General features: G+C 72.0%; 11 protein-coding genes, 1 tRNA gene and 1 pseudogene. 11 read left to right on the top strand and 2 right to left on the bottom strand.

Annotated features, from left to right (window positions below; genetic code table 11):
* Positions 1-190 precede the first annotated feature (190 nt).
* The 4 genes from N8I84_RS14080 (at position 191) to N8I84_RS14065 (ending at position 2222) form a co-directional block, all read left to right on the top strand.
* Positions 191-1555: an MFS transporter gene (locus tag N8I84_RS14080; RefSeq protein ID WP_263234755.1), complete on the top strand. Its 1365-nt coding sequence runs from the start codon at positions 191-193 to the stop codon at positions 1553-1555.
* Positions 1556-1624: 69 nt separating this feature from the next.
* Positions 1625-1798, top strand: coding sequence for a hypothetical protein (locus N8I84_RS14075; protein WP_200417343.1), 174 nt, complete (start codon positions 1625-1627; stop codon positions 1796-1798).
* A gap of 3 nt (positions 1799-1801) precedes the next feature.
* Entirely contained in the window at positions 1802-2035 is a 234-nt protein-coding gene (locus tag N8I84_RS14070; protein ID WP_016643127.1) for a hypothetical protein, read from the top strand.
* A 114-nt stretch (positions 2036-2149) separates the two neighbouring features.
* Positions 2150-2222, top strand: a tRNA-Ala gene (locus N8I84_RS14065).
* Positions 2223-2436: 214 nt separating this feature from the next.
* Here the strand turns inward: N8I84_RS14065 and N8I84_RS14060 are convergent.
* Together N8I84_RS14060 and N8I84_RS14055 are read right to left on the bottom strand one after the other, a co-directional pair.
* Positions 2437-4053, bottom strand: coding sequence for an NADH-quinone oxidoreductase subunit NuoF family protein (locus tag N8I84_RS14060; RefSeq protein WP_263229861.1), 1617 nt, complete (start codon positions 4051-4053; stop codon positions 2437-2439).
* Complete coding sequence (locus N8I84_RS14055; RefSeq protein ID WP_263229860.1) at positions 4050-5354, bottom strand: cytochrome b/b6 domain-containing protein; 1305 nt, start codon at positions 5352-5354, stop codon at positions 4050-4052. Before N8I84_RS14055 ends, N8I84_RS14060 begins: the two co-directional genes overlap by 4 nt.
* Before the next feature lie 576 nt (positions 5355-5930).
* Here N8I84_RS14055 and leuS point away from each other — a divergent pair.
* From leuS to N8I84_RS14020, 7 genes and pseudogenes are all read left to right on the top strand, one after another.
* Positions 5931-8810, top strand: a complete 2880-nt coding sequence (gene leuS, locus N8I84_RS14050) for a leucine--tRNA ligase (protein ID WP_263229859.1) — start codon at positions 5931-5933, stop codon at positions 8808-8810.
* Positions 8811-8959: 149 nt separating this feature from the next.
* Entirely contained in the window at positions 8960-9694 is a 735-nt protein-coding gene (locus tag N8I84_RS14045; RefSeq protein WP_263229858.1) for a hypothetical protein, read from the top strand.
* 72 nt (positions 9695-9766) lie between these two features.
* Entirely contained in the window at positions 9767-10612 is an 846-nt protein-coding gene (locus tag N8I84_RS14040) for a DegV family protein (protein WP_263229857.1), read from the top strand.
* Between the two features lie 128 nt (positions 10613-10740).
* Positions 10741-11835: a ComEA family DNA-binding protein gene (locus N8I84_RS14035; protein WP_263229856.1), complete on the top strand. Its 1095-nt coding sequence runs from the start codon at positions 10741-10743 to the stop codon at positions 11833-11835.
* Positions 11832-14355: pseudogene (locus N8I84_RS14030) on the top strand (ComEC/Rec2 family competence protein). The gene N8I84_RS14035 and the pseudogene N8I84_RS14030 overlap by 4 nt, the downstream one beginning before the upstream one ends.
* 4 nt (positions 14356-14359) lie before the next feature.
* On the top strand, positions 14360-15199 hold the full coding sequence (locus N8I84_RS14025; RefSeq protein ID WP_263229855.1) for an arylamine N-acetyltransferase family protein: 840 nt from the start codon (positions 14360-14362) through the stop codon (positions 15197-15199).
* A gap of 62 nt (positions 15200-15261) precedes the next feature.
* Positions 15262-15507, top strand: coding sequence for a hypothetical protein (locus N8I84_RS14020; protein ID WP_263229854.1), 246 nt, complete (start codon positions 15262-15264; stop codon positions 15505-15507).
* Positions 15508-15560 lie beyond the last annotated feature (53 nt).

Raw genomic sequence — 15560 nt, 5'->3', positions numbered from 1 at the left:
CGGAGCCGGTCGCTGCCAGGTGCTGTCGGTACCAGCATCGGCGGGCTCTCGGCACCCGTGCCCGCTCGTCGCCAGGCTCGCAGGCATGACGACGACAATCCCACCGGGCCCCGGATCCACCCCCGGAACCCGACCTGCGACCAGTAAAACCCCCACCACTGACAATCGCCCCGGCCGGCTCCTCGCGGTCGTGCTCACCGCCCAGTTCATGGCCCTGCTCGACGTCTTCATCGTCAACGTCGCCGTGCCCACGATCGGTTCAGACCTCCACGCGAGCGGCGCCGGACTGCAGCTGGTGGTCGCCGGGTACTCCATCGCGTACGCCGTGCTGCTGATCACCGGAGCGCGCCTCGGCGACCTGCTCGGCCACCGCCGGGTCCACCTCGCCGGGATCGCGGTGTTCACGGCCGCTTCGCTGGCCTGCGGACTGGCCGGGGGAACGGGGGAATTGATCGCCTTCCGGCTGGTGCAGGGCGCCGGGTCGGCCGTGATGATCCCGCAGGTGCTCAGCCTGATCCAGCGTCACTTCACCGGCGAAGCGCGGGCGAAGGCGCTCGGGGCCTACTCCGCCGTACTGGCCACCGGTGCCGCCGCCGGGCAGGTGCTGGGCGGGGTCCTGGTCAGCGCCGACCTGTTCGGCGAGGGCTGGCGGCCGGTGTTCCTCGTGAACGTGCCCGTCGGCGCCGTGCTGCTGGCCGTCGGCAGCCGCGTCCTGCCGCGGGACGACGCACACGCCGGGGAACGCTCGCGCGGCCTCGACCTGCCCGGCCTGGTGCTGCTCGGCGGGGCCGTCTCGCTGCTGACCGTGCCGCTCGTGCTCGGCCAGGAGGAGCACTGGCCGCTGTGGTCCTGGCTGTCCCTTGCCGCGGCCGCACTGGCTTTCGCCCTGTTCCTGGGATATGAGTCCCGGCTCGCCCGGCGCGGCGGGGCGCCGTTGATCGCGCCGAGGGTGCTGCGCCATCCCGGTATCGGCCTCGCCGTCTTCCGGCTGCTGGCCGTGATGGCGGTCAACGCCGGTTTTCTCTTCTCGCTGACCCTCCACATCCAGGGCGGCCTCGGCTACAGCGCCCTGCGGGCGGGGCTGACCTTCGCGCCGACCGCCGTGGTGTTCGGGTTGGCCGGTCTGACCTGGCGCAAGTGGCCGGCCTCCTGGCAACGCCACCTGATCCCGGGAGGGTTCGTCCTCACCGGCCTGTCGGTGACCGGGGTGGGCCTCGCGTTGCACGGCGGGAGCCACGGCGGGGCCGGGCTGTACGCGGCCTTCGCGGGCGTCGGGGTGGGCCTCGCGCTCGCTTTCAGCCCCACCCTGACCGGGGCCCTCGCCACTGTGCGGCCCGAGGACGCGGCCGACGCCAGCGGCCTGCTCGCCACGGTCACCCAGCTCGGTCAGCTGCTCGGTGTGGCGGCCTTCGGCGCACTCTTCCTGAACCGGCTTGAGTCACTGGGGGCCCCTGGGGCGTATACCTCTTCGGACGCGCTCCTCGTGTGCATGTACGCGCTGGCCGCGACGGCCACGCTGGGTGCTGTGTCCGGACTGGTACGAAGGCGTCGCTGACCGTATTGGTCCGGCCGTGGCAGAATCAAACGGCCGGAAGGGGGCGCGGCCCGACGGGAGGGAGTAGCGATGCCAGCGAGCATCCGCGGGGAGGTCCACGATCTCCTCGCAGTGGCGGTGACACGTCGGAATGCCACCCTCCTCGACTGCCCCTCGTGCGGCTCGTCCCACGTCGCCCAGGTGCTCGGCGACAACGGCGGCATCTCCTACGTGTGCACGGCCTGCGGCCACAGCTGGAGCTGATCGATGGGTGCACACAGGCGGAAGTGCGACTGGTGCGGCAGCGGCACGCCGATCGTCCGTGACATGGAGCCGGTCAACCCGGACTACCAGTACTGGTGCGAGGAGTGCGCACGGGCGCTGATCATAAAAGGCGACCCGATCGAGACCTATCGGGAGCTGGAGGGGGAGCCGATCTACGGCCGCCTCCTGGACGAGCACTGCACGCTCAAACGCTTCTACTCGTTCGCCACGGCCTGACGCGGGGGCGAGGGAAACGATTTGGTGTTCCACCCGGTGGACCGTGTAATGTTGGCGTCGCCGCCGGGGAAACCGGGCGGCAAGGCCGATACGCGGTTCCGCGCGTGGCCGCAAGGGGCTATAGCTCAGTTGGTAGAGCGCCTGCATGGCATGCAGGAGGTCAGGAGTTCAATTCTCCTTAGCTCCACAGAAGTTGAAGGCGGTTCATCCGAGGGATGGGCCGCCTTCGTCGTGCGTTCGGCGTGGACGGCCGCGGACCACGTGCGAGCGGTGAAGACGACTGTTCATGCGGGGAGGACAGTCCGCGTACGCGGACGCGTGGGGACGAAACGGCGGGCCGCCCGGTGAGGGTGGCCCGCCGTCCGTGTGGTCAGCGCCCGGTCAGCGCCTGAGGGCCCGGGTCAGCGCCCGAGGGCCCGGCGTCCGCGGCCCTGCGACAGCACGGGCAGGTTGCTGCGCGACGGCGGACCGGACCGGGTGTCCTCCTCGATCCGCAGCGCGAGCGCCGGGCAGCGGCGCACGGCCCGCAGGGCCTTCGCCTCCGCGTACAGCGGCACCGGCGCCTGGGCGACCGTGGGGAAGCCGTCGGCACCCAGTTCGAAGACCTCCGGGAGGATGTCCGCGCACAGTCCGTGGCCACGGCACAGCGTCCAGTCCACGTAGATCTTCTGCCGGCTGGCCCCCGCCTCCGGCTGGGCCTGTCCGCCGCCCGGGATGCCCGTCGGGGCCCTGCCGCCCTCGAACAGTGGCAGCACGCCCTCCACGGGCCTGCCGCAGCCGTTGCCGAGGACGTGCGCGGCCAGGTCGTCCGTGAACGCCTTGATGGTCGATTCCAGGAACATCGCGGAGCCGTCCGGGTGCGAGCACGCACCGCGCCTCTTCACGGCCTTGGCGACCTGTTTGAGGGCCTCCAGGGCGGCCGGACCGCCGCCGTTGAGGATGTCCTCCATACCGCGGGCCGCGGCCGGCAGCCCCAGGTAGCAGGGGCCGCACTGGCCCGCGCTCTCCTCGGCCAGCCACTTCGCCACCTGGAGGGACTCGCCGAGCGGGCAGGTCTCCTGGCTGATCGGCAGGATCGCGCCGGCGCCCAGCGAGCCCCCGACGGCGTCCAGGGAGTTGCGCGAGACGACCGCCTCGTCGACGGTCGTCGCGTCGATCCACTTGCCGTGGTAGCCGCCGGTCAGCACGCCCTGCGGGACCGGCGGGGCGCCGGCCAGCTGGAGCACGTACCGGAGCGGGACGCCCGTGGGGACCTCGATCACCATGGGGCGGTTGACCGCGCCGGAGACGGTGAGCATGACGGTGCCGGGCTCGTCGTACAGGCCGGTGTTGCAGTAGCGCTCGGCGCCGATGCGCGCGGCGATCGCCAGCTGGGCGAACGTCTCGGCGTTCGACAGCAGCGTGGGCGCGCCGCCGACCCCGCTCTGCGAGGCGCTGGTCTTGCGCCCCGGAGGGATCGCCGGACCGCCGTCGATCGAGCGGATCAGCGAGGCGGCGGCTCCGGTGACCATGCGCACCGGATTGCGCTGCACGCGCGCGCGGATGGGCGCGCCGCGACGGTCGCTCAGCCCGCGCTCGGCCAGCGCCTGCTCCATCGACCGCTCGGTCGAGGCACGTGTCACCCCGACGACGAGCTGGCGGGCGCCCAGGGCCTCCGCGACCAGCAGGGCGCCGTCCAGGATGAGGTGGGGGGCGCGGTTGATCAGCACCGTGTCCTTGCGGCAGGCGGGCTCGTCCTCGCTTCCGTTGACGACCACGACCGGCCGGATGCCGCGGCGGATCGCGGACTCGGCGACCGAGCGCAGCTTCTTGTGGAAGGGAAAGCCGGCGCCGCCGCGCCCCTTGAGGTTGATCTGCTCGGCGAGCTGTGCGAGCTGCTCTCCGCCCATCGGCTCGAGCGGGCCGTGCACCTTGAGGTGCATCGGCAGGTCGAGTCTCTCGACAAGGTCGAAGCCCGACGTGAGCTGCGGAAGCCCGACCACCCGGACTTCCGGGACGTCGGGCAGGGCCTCGTTCACTTAAAGCCTCCGGAAGGCGCGTTCCAGGGTTCGCCGGCTCCCGGCGTGTCGAAGGCGCCGGGGAACGTTTCCGCTGCGGGACCGCTGTTGTACGTGTTGTTCGAGTTGTACGTGCCGAACGGTACGTTCGTCTCACCGGTGTCGTACATCTCACTCGCGCCGTACCCGTTGTATCCCGGATTGCCATAGGCCGGGATGGTGTATCCGGTGTCCTGGAGCGGGTCGTACGCGGAGCGAGGCGCCTCCCCGACCGGCGGCGGTGACGGGATCGGCCAGCTGCCCGAGGTGCTGCCGCCGGCGTCGACGCGCGGCATGGCCTCGGTGGCCTGTGTGTCGTACAGATCCATCCGCTGGGTCGCGTCCGGCATCATCGGTGTCTGCGCGCGCGGGGTGGCCGACGTGGCCCGGTAGGCGGCCGCGAAGCCGTTGCCGGGCTCCGGGGTCATGCTGCGGGCCGCGGGAGCCTCGTACAGGGGCGTTGAGGGCTGCGGGGGGACCAGGTTCTCCGGGCCGCCGACGCGGTCCGTCGAGCGCCCCGAGAAGCCCGCCAGGGTGGCTGCCGCCTCCGCGTTGCGGGCGCGGCTGGCGTCCAGTCCTTCGCGTCCCGCCATGTCACCGCCGCCGACGATCGCGAAGACCCTGTCGGCCACCTTGCGCTTGAACGGGCGCGGCGCGGCGCGCAGGGCCAGCGCCCCCATGACCCCGAGCAGGCACAGCTCGTAGGACACCATGAAGAACGGCTTCGCCGCGCGTCCCGCGTACAGGCCGTGCACGAGCGCGGCGCACCAGGACGGGTAGGCCAGCATGTGCATCGCCCGCCAGCGCGCCGCTACCGGCGCGGGGGTCGCGAAATTGCTGCGCAGCGCGCCGGTGACACCCACGAAGATCATGAGGAGGCCGGCCAGGGAGCCAAGGCCGATGAGGCCGGCGGAGCCGCTGACGCCCAGGCTGAAGGGGATCAGTGCGGCGATCAGCACAGTGTGTTCGAGCGCGATCTTGACCGTGACGTGCACCAGGAGGAACGCGATCGAGGCGACCGCGGTGGTCCGGTGGACGGCCTGCGCGACGATCCGCTGGCGGGTGTTGAGGAAGATCCGGTCCTGGGCGACGAGCCCCCAGATCACGGAGCAGCTGAGGGAGACGAGCGAGAGCACGCCCGCTCCGAAGTTGAGGAAGTCCCGGACTGCGTTCCCGCCGGCCAGCACGATGACGGGTATGAGCAGCAGCACCACAGCCGACGCCACGCCGTAGGCCGAGCGGCCCGGCTTGGGGAGCGAGCTGTTACTACGTGGAGGGTTCATGGGGGCAACTCCGAACAGTTTCGGGAAGGCGGTCCCGCTGCCGCACTCTAGGTGGCTCCAAACCGAGCGGTACGTGGTTTCAGTTATTGCGCTGTTATCAAAGGGCGACGGCGTGGCTGCGATGTCCGATTAGCTGCTGTTACGCGAAGTAATATTTGAACTCGATTCAGCCTTTCGTGACGTTCGCCACCTGACCGTCGATGTCTGAGTACGGCTGCGATCGGTGTTGGGTTCATCCGGTTCGCTCAGAGTCGGGTCCGAGCCGGGTCCGAGCCGGGTCCGTGTCGGGTCCGCGTCCGATCCGGGTGGGGTCCGCGTCTGATCCGGGTCGGCCCGGGTCGGCTCCCGGTCGCCCCGGGTGCGCTCCCGCGGTGCCTCCGGTGGCCCGTCGCGGTGCGCTCGGGCGCTGCGGTACCCTGACGCCATGCGTGCCGTACGCCTTCTGCTTAGCGAGCCGCGCTGATCAGTCCCGACCACCGGGCGAATCCGATGGTCGGAATCGGCGCGGCGACCCCTCCTGTGCGAGGGGCTTTTTCATTTCCGCTGGCAGAGACGATCTATGGAGCTTTGAGGATCATGAGCGAGACGAATCCCGCTGCCGCCGCCGTGTCGGCGGAGGCCGCGCCGCACCGCTACACGGCCGCTCTGGCGGCCGAGATCGAGGCACGCTGGCAGGACTTCTGGGACGCCGAGGGCACCTATGAGGCGCCGAACCCGAGCGGCGACCTGGCAGGCGATCCCGAGCTGGCCGCCAGGCCCAAGAAGTTCATCATGGACATGTTCCCGTACCCCTCGGGTGCCGGCCTGCACGTCGGCCACCCCCTGGGGTACATCGCCACCGACGTCTTCGCCCGATTCCAGCGCATGACCGGGCACAACGTCCTGCACACCCTGGGCTTCGACGCCTTCGGCCTGCCCGCCGAGCAGTACGCCGTGCAGACCGGCACGCACCCGCGCGTGTCCACCGAGGCCAACATCGAGAACATGAAGTCCCAGCTGCGCCGGCTGGGCCTGGGTCACGACAAGCGCCGGTCGTTCGCCACGATCGACCCGGACTACTACAAGTGGACCCAGTGGATCTTCCTGCAGATCTTCAACTCCTGGTACGACGACGAGGCCCGCAAGGCCCGCCCGATCTCCCAGCTGATCGCCCAGTTCGAGTCGGGTGAGCGGGCGATTCCGGGCACCACGCGCGCGTGGGACGAGCTGACCGCCGCCGAGCGCGCCGACGTCCTGGGCGAGTACCGACTGGCCTACGCCTCCGATGCGCCCGTCAACTGGTGCCCCGGCCTGGGCACGGTCCTGGCCAACGAGGAGGTCACCGCCGACGGCCGCTCCGAACGCGGCAACTACCCCGTCTTCAAGGCCAAGCTGCGCCAGTGGAACATGCGCATCACCGCCTACGCCGACCGGCTGCTGGAGGACCTGGAGGAGCTGGACTGGCCCGAGGCGATCAAGCTGCAGCAGCGCAACTGGATCGGCCGGTCCGAGGGCGCCCGGGTCGACTTCCCGATCGACGGCGAGACGATCACGATCTTCACCACACGCCAGGACACCCTGTTCGGCGCCACCTACATGGTGCTGGCACCCGAGCACCCGCTGGTCGAGAAGTTCACCCCCGAGGCGTGGCCCGAGGGCACGCACGAGGTGTGGACCGGCGGCCACGCCACGCCCGCCGAGGCCGTCGCCGCCTACCGCGCCCAGGCCTCCTCCAAGTCGGACGTCGAGCGGCAGGCCGAGGCCAAGGACAAGACCGGCGTCTTCACGGGCGCGTACGCCACCAACCCGGTCAACGGGGAGAAGATCCCCGTGTTCATCGCCGACTACGTGCTGATGGGCTACGGCACCGGCGCGATCATGGCCGTCCCGGCGCACGACAGCCGCGACTTCGCCTTCGCGCGCGCCTTCGAGCTGCCGATCCGCTGCGTCGTGGAGCCCACCGACGGCCGCGGCACCGACCCGTCGGCGTGGGACGACGCCTTCGTCTCCTACGACGCGAAGATCGTCAACTCCTCCGGTGACTCGGTGAAGCTGGACGGTCTGGGCGTCACCGACGCCAAGGCGCGCATCACCGAGTGGCTGGAGCGCAAGGGCATCGGCGAGGGCACGGTCAACTTCCGCCTGCGCGACTGGCTGTTCAGCCGTCAGCGCTATTGGGGCGAGCCCTTCCCGATCGTCTACGACGAGGACGGCGTCGCCCACGCGCTGCCCGAGTCGATGCTGCCGCTGGAACTGCCCGAGGTCGAGGACTACTCGCCGCGCACCTTCGACCCGGACGACGCCGACACCCGGCCCGAGACCCCGCTGTCGCGCAACGAGGAGTGGGTCAACGTCACCCTGGACCTGGGCGACGGCCCGAAGCAGTACCGCCGCGAGACCAACACCATGCCCAACTGGGCCGGTTCCTGCTGGTACGAGCTGCGCTACCTGGACCCGCACAACAGTGAGAAGCTGGTCGACCCGGCCATCGAGCAGTACTGGATGGGTCCGCGCGAGGGCATGCCGCACGGTGGCGTCGACCTGTACGTCGGCGGCGCCGAGCACGCCGTGCTGCACCTGCTGTACGCGCGCTTCTGGTCCAAGGTGCTGTACGACCTGGGGTACGTCTCCTCCGCGGAGCCGTTCCACAAGCTGTTCAACCAGGGCATGATCCAGGCCTACGTCTACCGCGACAGCCGCGGCATCGCGGTGCCGGCCGCCGAGGTGGAGGAGCGCGACGGCGCGTACTACTACCAGGGCGAGAAGGTCAGCCGCCTGCTGGGCAAGATGGGCAAGTCCCTGAAGAACGCGGTCACTCCGGACGAGATCGCCGCCGAGTACGGTGCGGACACCCTGCGCCTGTACGAGATGGCGATGGGTCCGCTGGACGTGTCGCGGCCGTGGGACACGCGCGCGGTGGTCGGCCAGTTCCGGCTGCTGCAGCGGCTGTGGCGCAATGTCGTCGACGAGACCACCGGTGAGGTCACCGTCGTCGACGCCGAGCCCGACGAGGACACCCTGCGCGCCCTGCACAAGGCCATCGACGGCGTACGCCAGGACCTGGAGGGCCTGCGGTTCAACACGGCCATCGCCAAGATCACCGAGCTGAACAACCACCTGACGAAGGCGGGAGGCCCGGTGCCGCGCTCGGTCGCCGAGTCGCTGGTGCTGCTGATCGCTCCGCTGGCCCCGCACATCGCCGAGGAGCTGTGGCGCAGGCTGGGCCACACCGACTCCGTCGTCCACCGGGACTTCCCGGTCGCCGACCCCGCCTACGTCGTGGACGAGACCGTGACGTGCGTGGTCCAGGTGAAGGGCAAGGTCAGGGCTCGCCTGGAGGTCCCGCCCTCGATCTCCGAGGAGGAACTGGAGAAGGTGGCGCTGGCCGACGAGAAGGTGGTCGCGGCCCTGGACGGCGCCGGGATCCGCAAGGTGATCGTGCGCGCGCCGAAGCTGGTGAACATCGTCACGGCATAGCGGCCGTCGCTCCGGGCAACCGGTGCCGCCCTTGTCGGGGTAGTCCCCTACGGGCAGGTTCGGGGTTCTTCCGGAACCCTGGGCCTGCCCGTTGCGTTTACCGTGGAAGAGCGGTGAGCAGCCGCCCGGCCGACCGGAGGAGGAGCGTTGTGGAAGCCGTTCTGACCGTCATCGCGCTCCTGTTCGTGCTGTGCCTCGTCCTCGGCGTGTATGCGACGGTGAAGGCGGTCGGCGCGGCGAAACGCGGCGTGGACCGGACGATCGCACAGGCCCGGCGCACAGTGGAGGACACCACCCTGCGCGCCAGGACCCTCACCCAGCCCGGTCCGGCGGGTGAACTCGCCGAGCTGCGGCTGAGGCTGCGCACCTCGATGCGCGCAACTCAGGACGCCCTCCACGCGGGCGTCACCGAGGACGAGTCGCTGAAGGAGGCGCTGGGCCTGTTCAAGCGCCTCAGCGCGCACGGACACGAACTGGACGCCGAGCTGCGGCGCCTGGAGGCGGAGCCGGACCGCCAGGCGCTGGTCTCCCGACTGCCCGAGCTGCGCGAACGGACCGAGCGCGTCACCCGGTCGGCGGACTCGCTGCGCTGGGCCGCCCATGACAGGGCACGTCGGTTCGCGGACGACGACCTGGACGCGCTGAGCGCCCAGATCGACGTGGAGGCGGGCGCCCTGCGCCACTGGACCAGAGAGCAGCCGACGGGGTCCACCCCGTCCTGGCCCGAGGCGCCGGGGCCGGAGGATGCGGCCTCCTCGCAGACCTGGCCGGAGACACCCGAGTCGCGTACGGCGCGGGAGCAGACCCGGCCGGCGCTCGGCGCGCGCACCCAGCGGCCCGTGTACCCCTGGCAGAGGAAGCCCCGCCCCGAGAGCACCCGATGATCCCTCCTCGGACCGTCCAGGTCGGCGGGGTCGGTCTGCCACCGGCGCGTTCCGGCAGGTAACCTCCAGCTCATGTCCCGCCATGTCGCGATCGTCACCGATTCAACGGCCTACCTGCCGCCGCGGACGATGGAGCGCCACGGCATCACCGCGGTGCCCCTGACCGTGGTCCTCGGCGACCAGGCACTCGAAGAGGGCACCGAGATCTCCGCCCGTTCCCTGGCCCAGGCCCTGCAGAAGCGACGGCCCGTCACCACGTCCCGGCCCAGCCCCGAGCTGTTCGCGGACACCTACCGCAAGGTCGCCGCGACGGGGGCGACCGACATCGTCTCGCTGCACCTGTCCTCCGAGTTCTCCGGCACGTACGACGCCGCGGTGCTCGCCGGGCGCCAGGCTCCCGTGCCGGTGCGCGTGGTCGACACCGGGATGGTCGCGATGGCCCTCGGCTTCTGCGCGCTGGCCGCCGCTCAGGCCGCGGAGGCGGGTGGCACGGTCGACGACGCCGTCACGGCGGCCGAGAAGCGGGCCGCGGACACCTCCGCGTACTTCTACGTCGACACCCTGGACTATCTGCGGCGCGGCGGCCGGATCGGCGCCGCGCAGGCGCTGCTCGGCTCGGCGCTCGCGGTCAAGCCGCTCCTGCAGCTGAACGGCGGCCGTATCGAGTTGCTGGAGAAGGTGCGTACGGCGTCCAAGGCCATCGCCCGCCTGGAGGAGATCGTCGCCGAGCGCGCCGGCAACGGACAGGTCGACATCGCGGTCCACCATCTCGCCGCTCCCGAAAGGGCGTCGGCGCTCGCCGACCGCCTGCGCGCACGGGTACCCGGGCTGGCCGACCTGCATGTGAGCGAGGTCGGGGCGGTGATCGGGGCGCACACGGGACCGGGTCTGCTGGGGGCCGTGGTGTCGCCTCGGTGAGGGGGTCACACCGGGACCTGGGGCGATGGTGACTCATGTGGGTGACGGAGTTATCCACAACTGAGCAGTAATCCCCGGGAATTGACCAAGATCATCGCCAGGTCGGCGATCTGCCCGATCCTCGGCGCATGGCACTTCGATCACGTTCACGCACCACCGCTCCCACAAGCGGTCCCGGCCGCGGCCCCGGCTCCGACGGCCGCGCCCACCACCGTCCGCGGCATCCGCGGGCGCACGCCCGACGACACCAGGCCTCGGCTGCTGACGTGCTGCGCCTGCGTGCGGAGACTCTCTTCGCCGAACGCGCGGAGGCACGCTTCGCCGAAGGAGCAACGGAACGACAGGCATGGGGAAACGGCCCGCCGAGGGCGGACCGGGACGTCGGGGAGTCACGGTCGGGCACGTCGGCGGGGAGCGGGATCGCCCGGCCGAGCGGACCGGCCGTGGTCGGCGACGTGGACGCACTTGAGCCCGCCGCGACGGGCGGCGCCTGGCGGGAGCGGGTCGTCCCGGCACTGCGCGAACGGATGCCGCTGTGGCTGCAGGCCAGGTGCGGGCTGGAGCGGAGGAGCGTGGCCGCGCTGGGCGTACTCCTGCTGGTGGCCGTGGTTTTCGCGGCGCAGCACTTCTGGACGGGCCGGACCGAGCCGGTGCGGGCGCCCGAGGTGGTGCGGGCGGCGGCGCCCTACGGGACGGCGGGAGCCAAACGTTCGGCTGAGGCGAGCGCCTCGACGGGACCGCAGGCGACGGGACCGCAGGCGACAGGCGGCACCGGAGCGGGGACGGGGGCTGCCGTGGTGGTGGACGTCGGCGGCAAGGTGCGCAACCCCGGGCTGCAGAGGCTGCCGGCCGGGTCACGGGTGGCGGACGCCCTGCGGGCGGCGGGCGGAGTGCGCCCGGGCACCGACACCGACGGCCTCAACCGCGCACGCCTCCTGGTGGACGGCGAGCAGATCGTGGTGGGCGGCCCGGCCCCGGCGCCGGGCACCGGCCCGGCCCTCCCGGCGGCCGGCGGATCGGCCGCTCCCGGCACCCCGGTCTCCCTCAGCACCGCGACGGTGGACCAACTCGACGCGCTGCCCGGGGTGGGGCCCGTGCTGGCCCAGCACATCGTCGACTACCGGTCCCAGCACGGCGGTTTCCGCTCGGTCGACGAACTACGGCAGGTCAACGGCATCGGCGCACGCCGTTTCGCCGACCTGCGGAACCTCGTACGGCCATGAGGCCGCCGAAGCAACCCGGCACGGACGGGCCGAAGGCGCCACCGGGGGATGTCCGCAGTCCGCTGGGTGATCCCCATCCCCGGCAGGAGGGGCCGGCGGATCTCCGGCTGGTGGGGCCCGCGTTGGGGGCCTGGGGCGCGGCGGCGTGGGCTCCGGACGCGCCGGCCGCCTGGGTCGTCGGTGTGACCGTCGGCTGTCTTGCCGCGGCCGGTGGGCTGTTGGTGCTGCGGAGGAAGGCGCCGGCGGCCGGCTTCGGGCCGGGGCCTCGCGGTCGGCGGTGTCGGTCGCCGCCGTGCTGCTGTGTGTCGCCGCTGCCGCCGCCTCCGCCGGGCTCCATGGCGCGGATCTGCGACGGGGGCCGGTTCCCACGCTCGCGCGTCAGTACGCCGAGGTGACCGCGGAGATCGAGGTCACCTCCGATCCACGGCTCACCCGGCCCAGGATCAAGGGCGATCACGCCACGGCCACCGCCGTCCTGCTCGACGGCGAGATGCGGCGCCTGACGAAGGACGACGGGACCGTGGTGGCGACGCGGACTCCCGTGCTCCTGGTCGTCGATCCGCGCACCCGCGGGGTGGAGCCCGGGCGGTGGCCGTGGCTGGCGCTGCTGCCCTCGACGCGGGTGCGCGTGGCGGGCAGGCTGGCACCCCCGCTGACCGGAGGTGACCGCGTCGCCGCCGTGGTGCGTGTCCGGGGCGGGGGACCACCCGACGTCGTGGGCGAGCCGTCGACGGCGCAGCGATGGGCGGGGCGGTTGCGCGCGGGACTGCGGGAGGCGACCGAGGGGCTCGGCCCGGACGCGCGGGCGCTGCTGCCGGGGCTGGTCGTGGGCGACACCTCACGAGTCACTCCGGAGCTGGACGACGCCTTCAAGGAGACGGATCTCACGCATCTGCTGGCCGTGAGCGGAGGCAATTTCACGCTTCTGCTGGCCCTGTTCATCGGCCCGGCCGGACTGGCGCAGCGCGTCGAGCGCCGAGGACTCGCACCACTGCTCGGCATCCCGCTGCGGGGCACGGCGCTGCTGGGCGGCGTGCTCACCCTCGGCTTCGTGGTCGTGTGCGGCCCGACCCGAGCGTGCTGCGCGGCCGCGGCCTGCGGGGCGATCGCGCTGCTCGCGCTCGCCACCGGGCGCCGCAGATCCCTGCTTCCCGCGCTGGCCGCCGCGGTCCTGCTGCTGGTGCTGTACGACCCCTGGCTCGCGCGGGGCTACGGCTTCCTGCTGTCGGTGCTGGCCACCGGGGCGCTGCTGACGGTCGCCCCGCGCTGGAGCGCGGAGTTGCGGCAGCGCCGGGTGCCGCCGAGGCTCGCCGAGGCGCTGGCCGCCGCGGCCGCCGCCCAGGCGCTGTGCGCACCGGTCGTCGCGGTGCTGTCGGCGCGGGTGAGCTTGGTCGCGGTGCCCTGCAACCTGCTCGCGGAGTTCGCGGTGGCACCGGCCACGCTGCTGGGGTTCGCTGCACTCGCGGTGGCTCCGGTGGCTCTGCCGGTCGCCAAGGCGCTGGCGTGGTGCGCGGGTTGGCGGCCGGGTGGATCGCCGGCATCGCGCGCACCGGGGCGTCGTTGCCGGGCGGCGCGGTGGACTGGCCCGGCAGCTGGACGGGGGCGCTGCTGCTGGCAGCCGTGACGGCGATGGCTCTGCTCGTCTGCCGGCGGCTGCTGAGACACCCCTGGCTGATTGGTGCCTGCGCCGTGGTGCTGCTGCTCGTGGTGGTGCAGCCGCCGCCTCTGACCCGGGTGATCACCGGGTGGCCGCCGCCGGGCTGGCGGTTCGCGATGTGTGACGTGGGGCAGGGTGATGCGACCGTGCTGGCGGCGGGCGAGGGCACGGCGGTGGTCGTGGACGCGGGGCCCGATCCGGCGCTGGTCGACCGGTGTCTGACCGTGCTCGGCGTCAGCCGGGTCGCGCTCCTCGTGCTGACCCACTTCCACGCCGACCATGTGGCGGGGCTCCCGGGAGTGCTGCGTGGGCGTGCGGTGGGGGCGATCGAGACGACCGGGTTCGACGAACCACCGGACCAGGCTGCGTTCGTGCGCGCTCAGGCGGCCGCCCGGCACATTCCGGTGACGCGCGCCGTCGCCGGTGAGGGCCGCCGCACCGGGCAGCTCGACTGGCGGGTGTTGTGGCCTCCCCCGGATCCCGCTCCATCCCCCGACGGACCGAACGACGCGAGTGTGGCGCTGTTCGTGCGGTCGGCGGGGCTGACCCTGCTGCTGCTCGGGGATCTCGAACCACCTGCCCAGCAGGAGTTGCTGAGATCGCCGGCCGGGGCGGAGCTGGGACCCGTGGACGTCCTCAAGGTCGCCCATCACGGGTCGGCCTACCAGGACCCGGAGCTCATACGCAGGGTGGCACCACGGCTCGCGCTGATCTCGTGCGGCAGGGACAACCCTTACGGTCATCCGGCGCCGAGCACGATCGCGGCGCTGCGGGACGAGGGTGCGCTGGTGCTGCGTACGGACCAGGACGGCGCGATCGCCGTCGTCGGGGTGGGCGGGGGGTTGAGCGTCGCGAGAGACTGAGGGCATGGACTCCGCACAGGTCGACGCCTACCTCCGCAGGATCGGGGCGCAGCAGCCCGCCTGGCCCACCGGCGATGTGCTGCGCGAGCTGCATCTGCGCCATCTGAGGACCGTGCCGTTCGAGAACCTGTCGATCCACCTCGGCGAGAAGATCGTGCTGGAGGAGGAGCGGCTGCTGGACAAGATCGTGGGGGCGCGCAGGGGCGGCTTCTGCTACGAACTCAACGGAGCGTTCGGGGCGTTGCTGGCCGCGCTCGGCTTCGATGTCACGCTGCTCGCCGGGCGGGTCTACGACGACGAGGGGCGGCTCGGGATTCCGTACGACCATCTCGCGCTGCGGGTACGGACGGTGGACGGAGGCGACTGGCTGGCGGACGTCGGGTTCGGTGCGCACAGCCACTGTCCGTTGGCGTTGCGGGAGCGGGGCGAGCAGCGGGACCCGGGCGGGGTGTTCCGGGTGGTCGAGGCCGGGGCGGATGCGGCGGGCGCGCGCGGAGGCGGCGGTTCGGCCGAGTTCGAGGATCTGGACGTGATGCGGGAGGGCAGGCGGCAGTACCGGCTGGAGGTGCGGCCGCGGGCGCTCGGGGACTTCAGGGCCGGGGCCTGGTGGCACAGCACGTCGCCCGAGTCGCACTTCGTGCGGTCGCTGGTCTGCTCGCGGGTCACGGAGGACGGAGGGCGGATCACGCTCAGCGGCAGCCGACTGACGGTGACGACCCCGGACGGGCGGAAGGAGGGGACGGAACTGGCGGATGAGAAGGAGGTGCTGGAGGTGTACCGGGAGCGGTTCGGGATCGATCTGGACCGGGCGCCCACGCTGCGAGAGGCCGGCCGAAGCGGCTGATCCGAACCGGGTGCAGCGGACGGGGTCTCTGGTCGCGTCGACAGTGCCCGACAATGGGCCTCGTGAGCGATGTGAGACATGTGCTGGTGCTGCCGGACCGTGATGCCGCGGAGGAGGCGGCGCAGGCGCTGGTGGAGCGGTTCGGGCTGGAAGAGGAGCCGCGGATCGTCCGGGACGCGCTCGCAGGCGAGGACGACGCCGAGGATGCGCAGTGGCTGGTGGTCCTCCGGGACGAGCAGCAACTCCTCGACCCGGAAGAGCTGGACACCTTCGCAGGGGAGTGGGACGGCTGGCGGGAGGAGCCGTAACCCTTCGGGCGAGGCGGCGGCGGCCGCGGGCACCCGTTGTCAGTGGCGCGTGG

The sequence above is a fragment of the Streptomyces cynarae genome (assembly GCF_025642135.1).
In the GTDB taxonomy this organism is placed as follows: domain Bacteria; phylum Actinomycetota; class Actinomycetes; order Streptomycetales; family Streptomycetaceae; genus Streptomyces; species Streptomyces cynarae.
The sequence above is the reverse complement of the archived record's forward strand: the minus strand, read 5'-3'. Positions and strand labels throughout refer to the sequence as shown.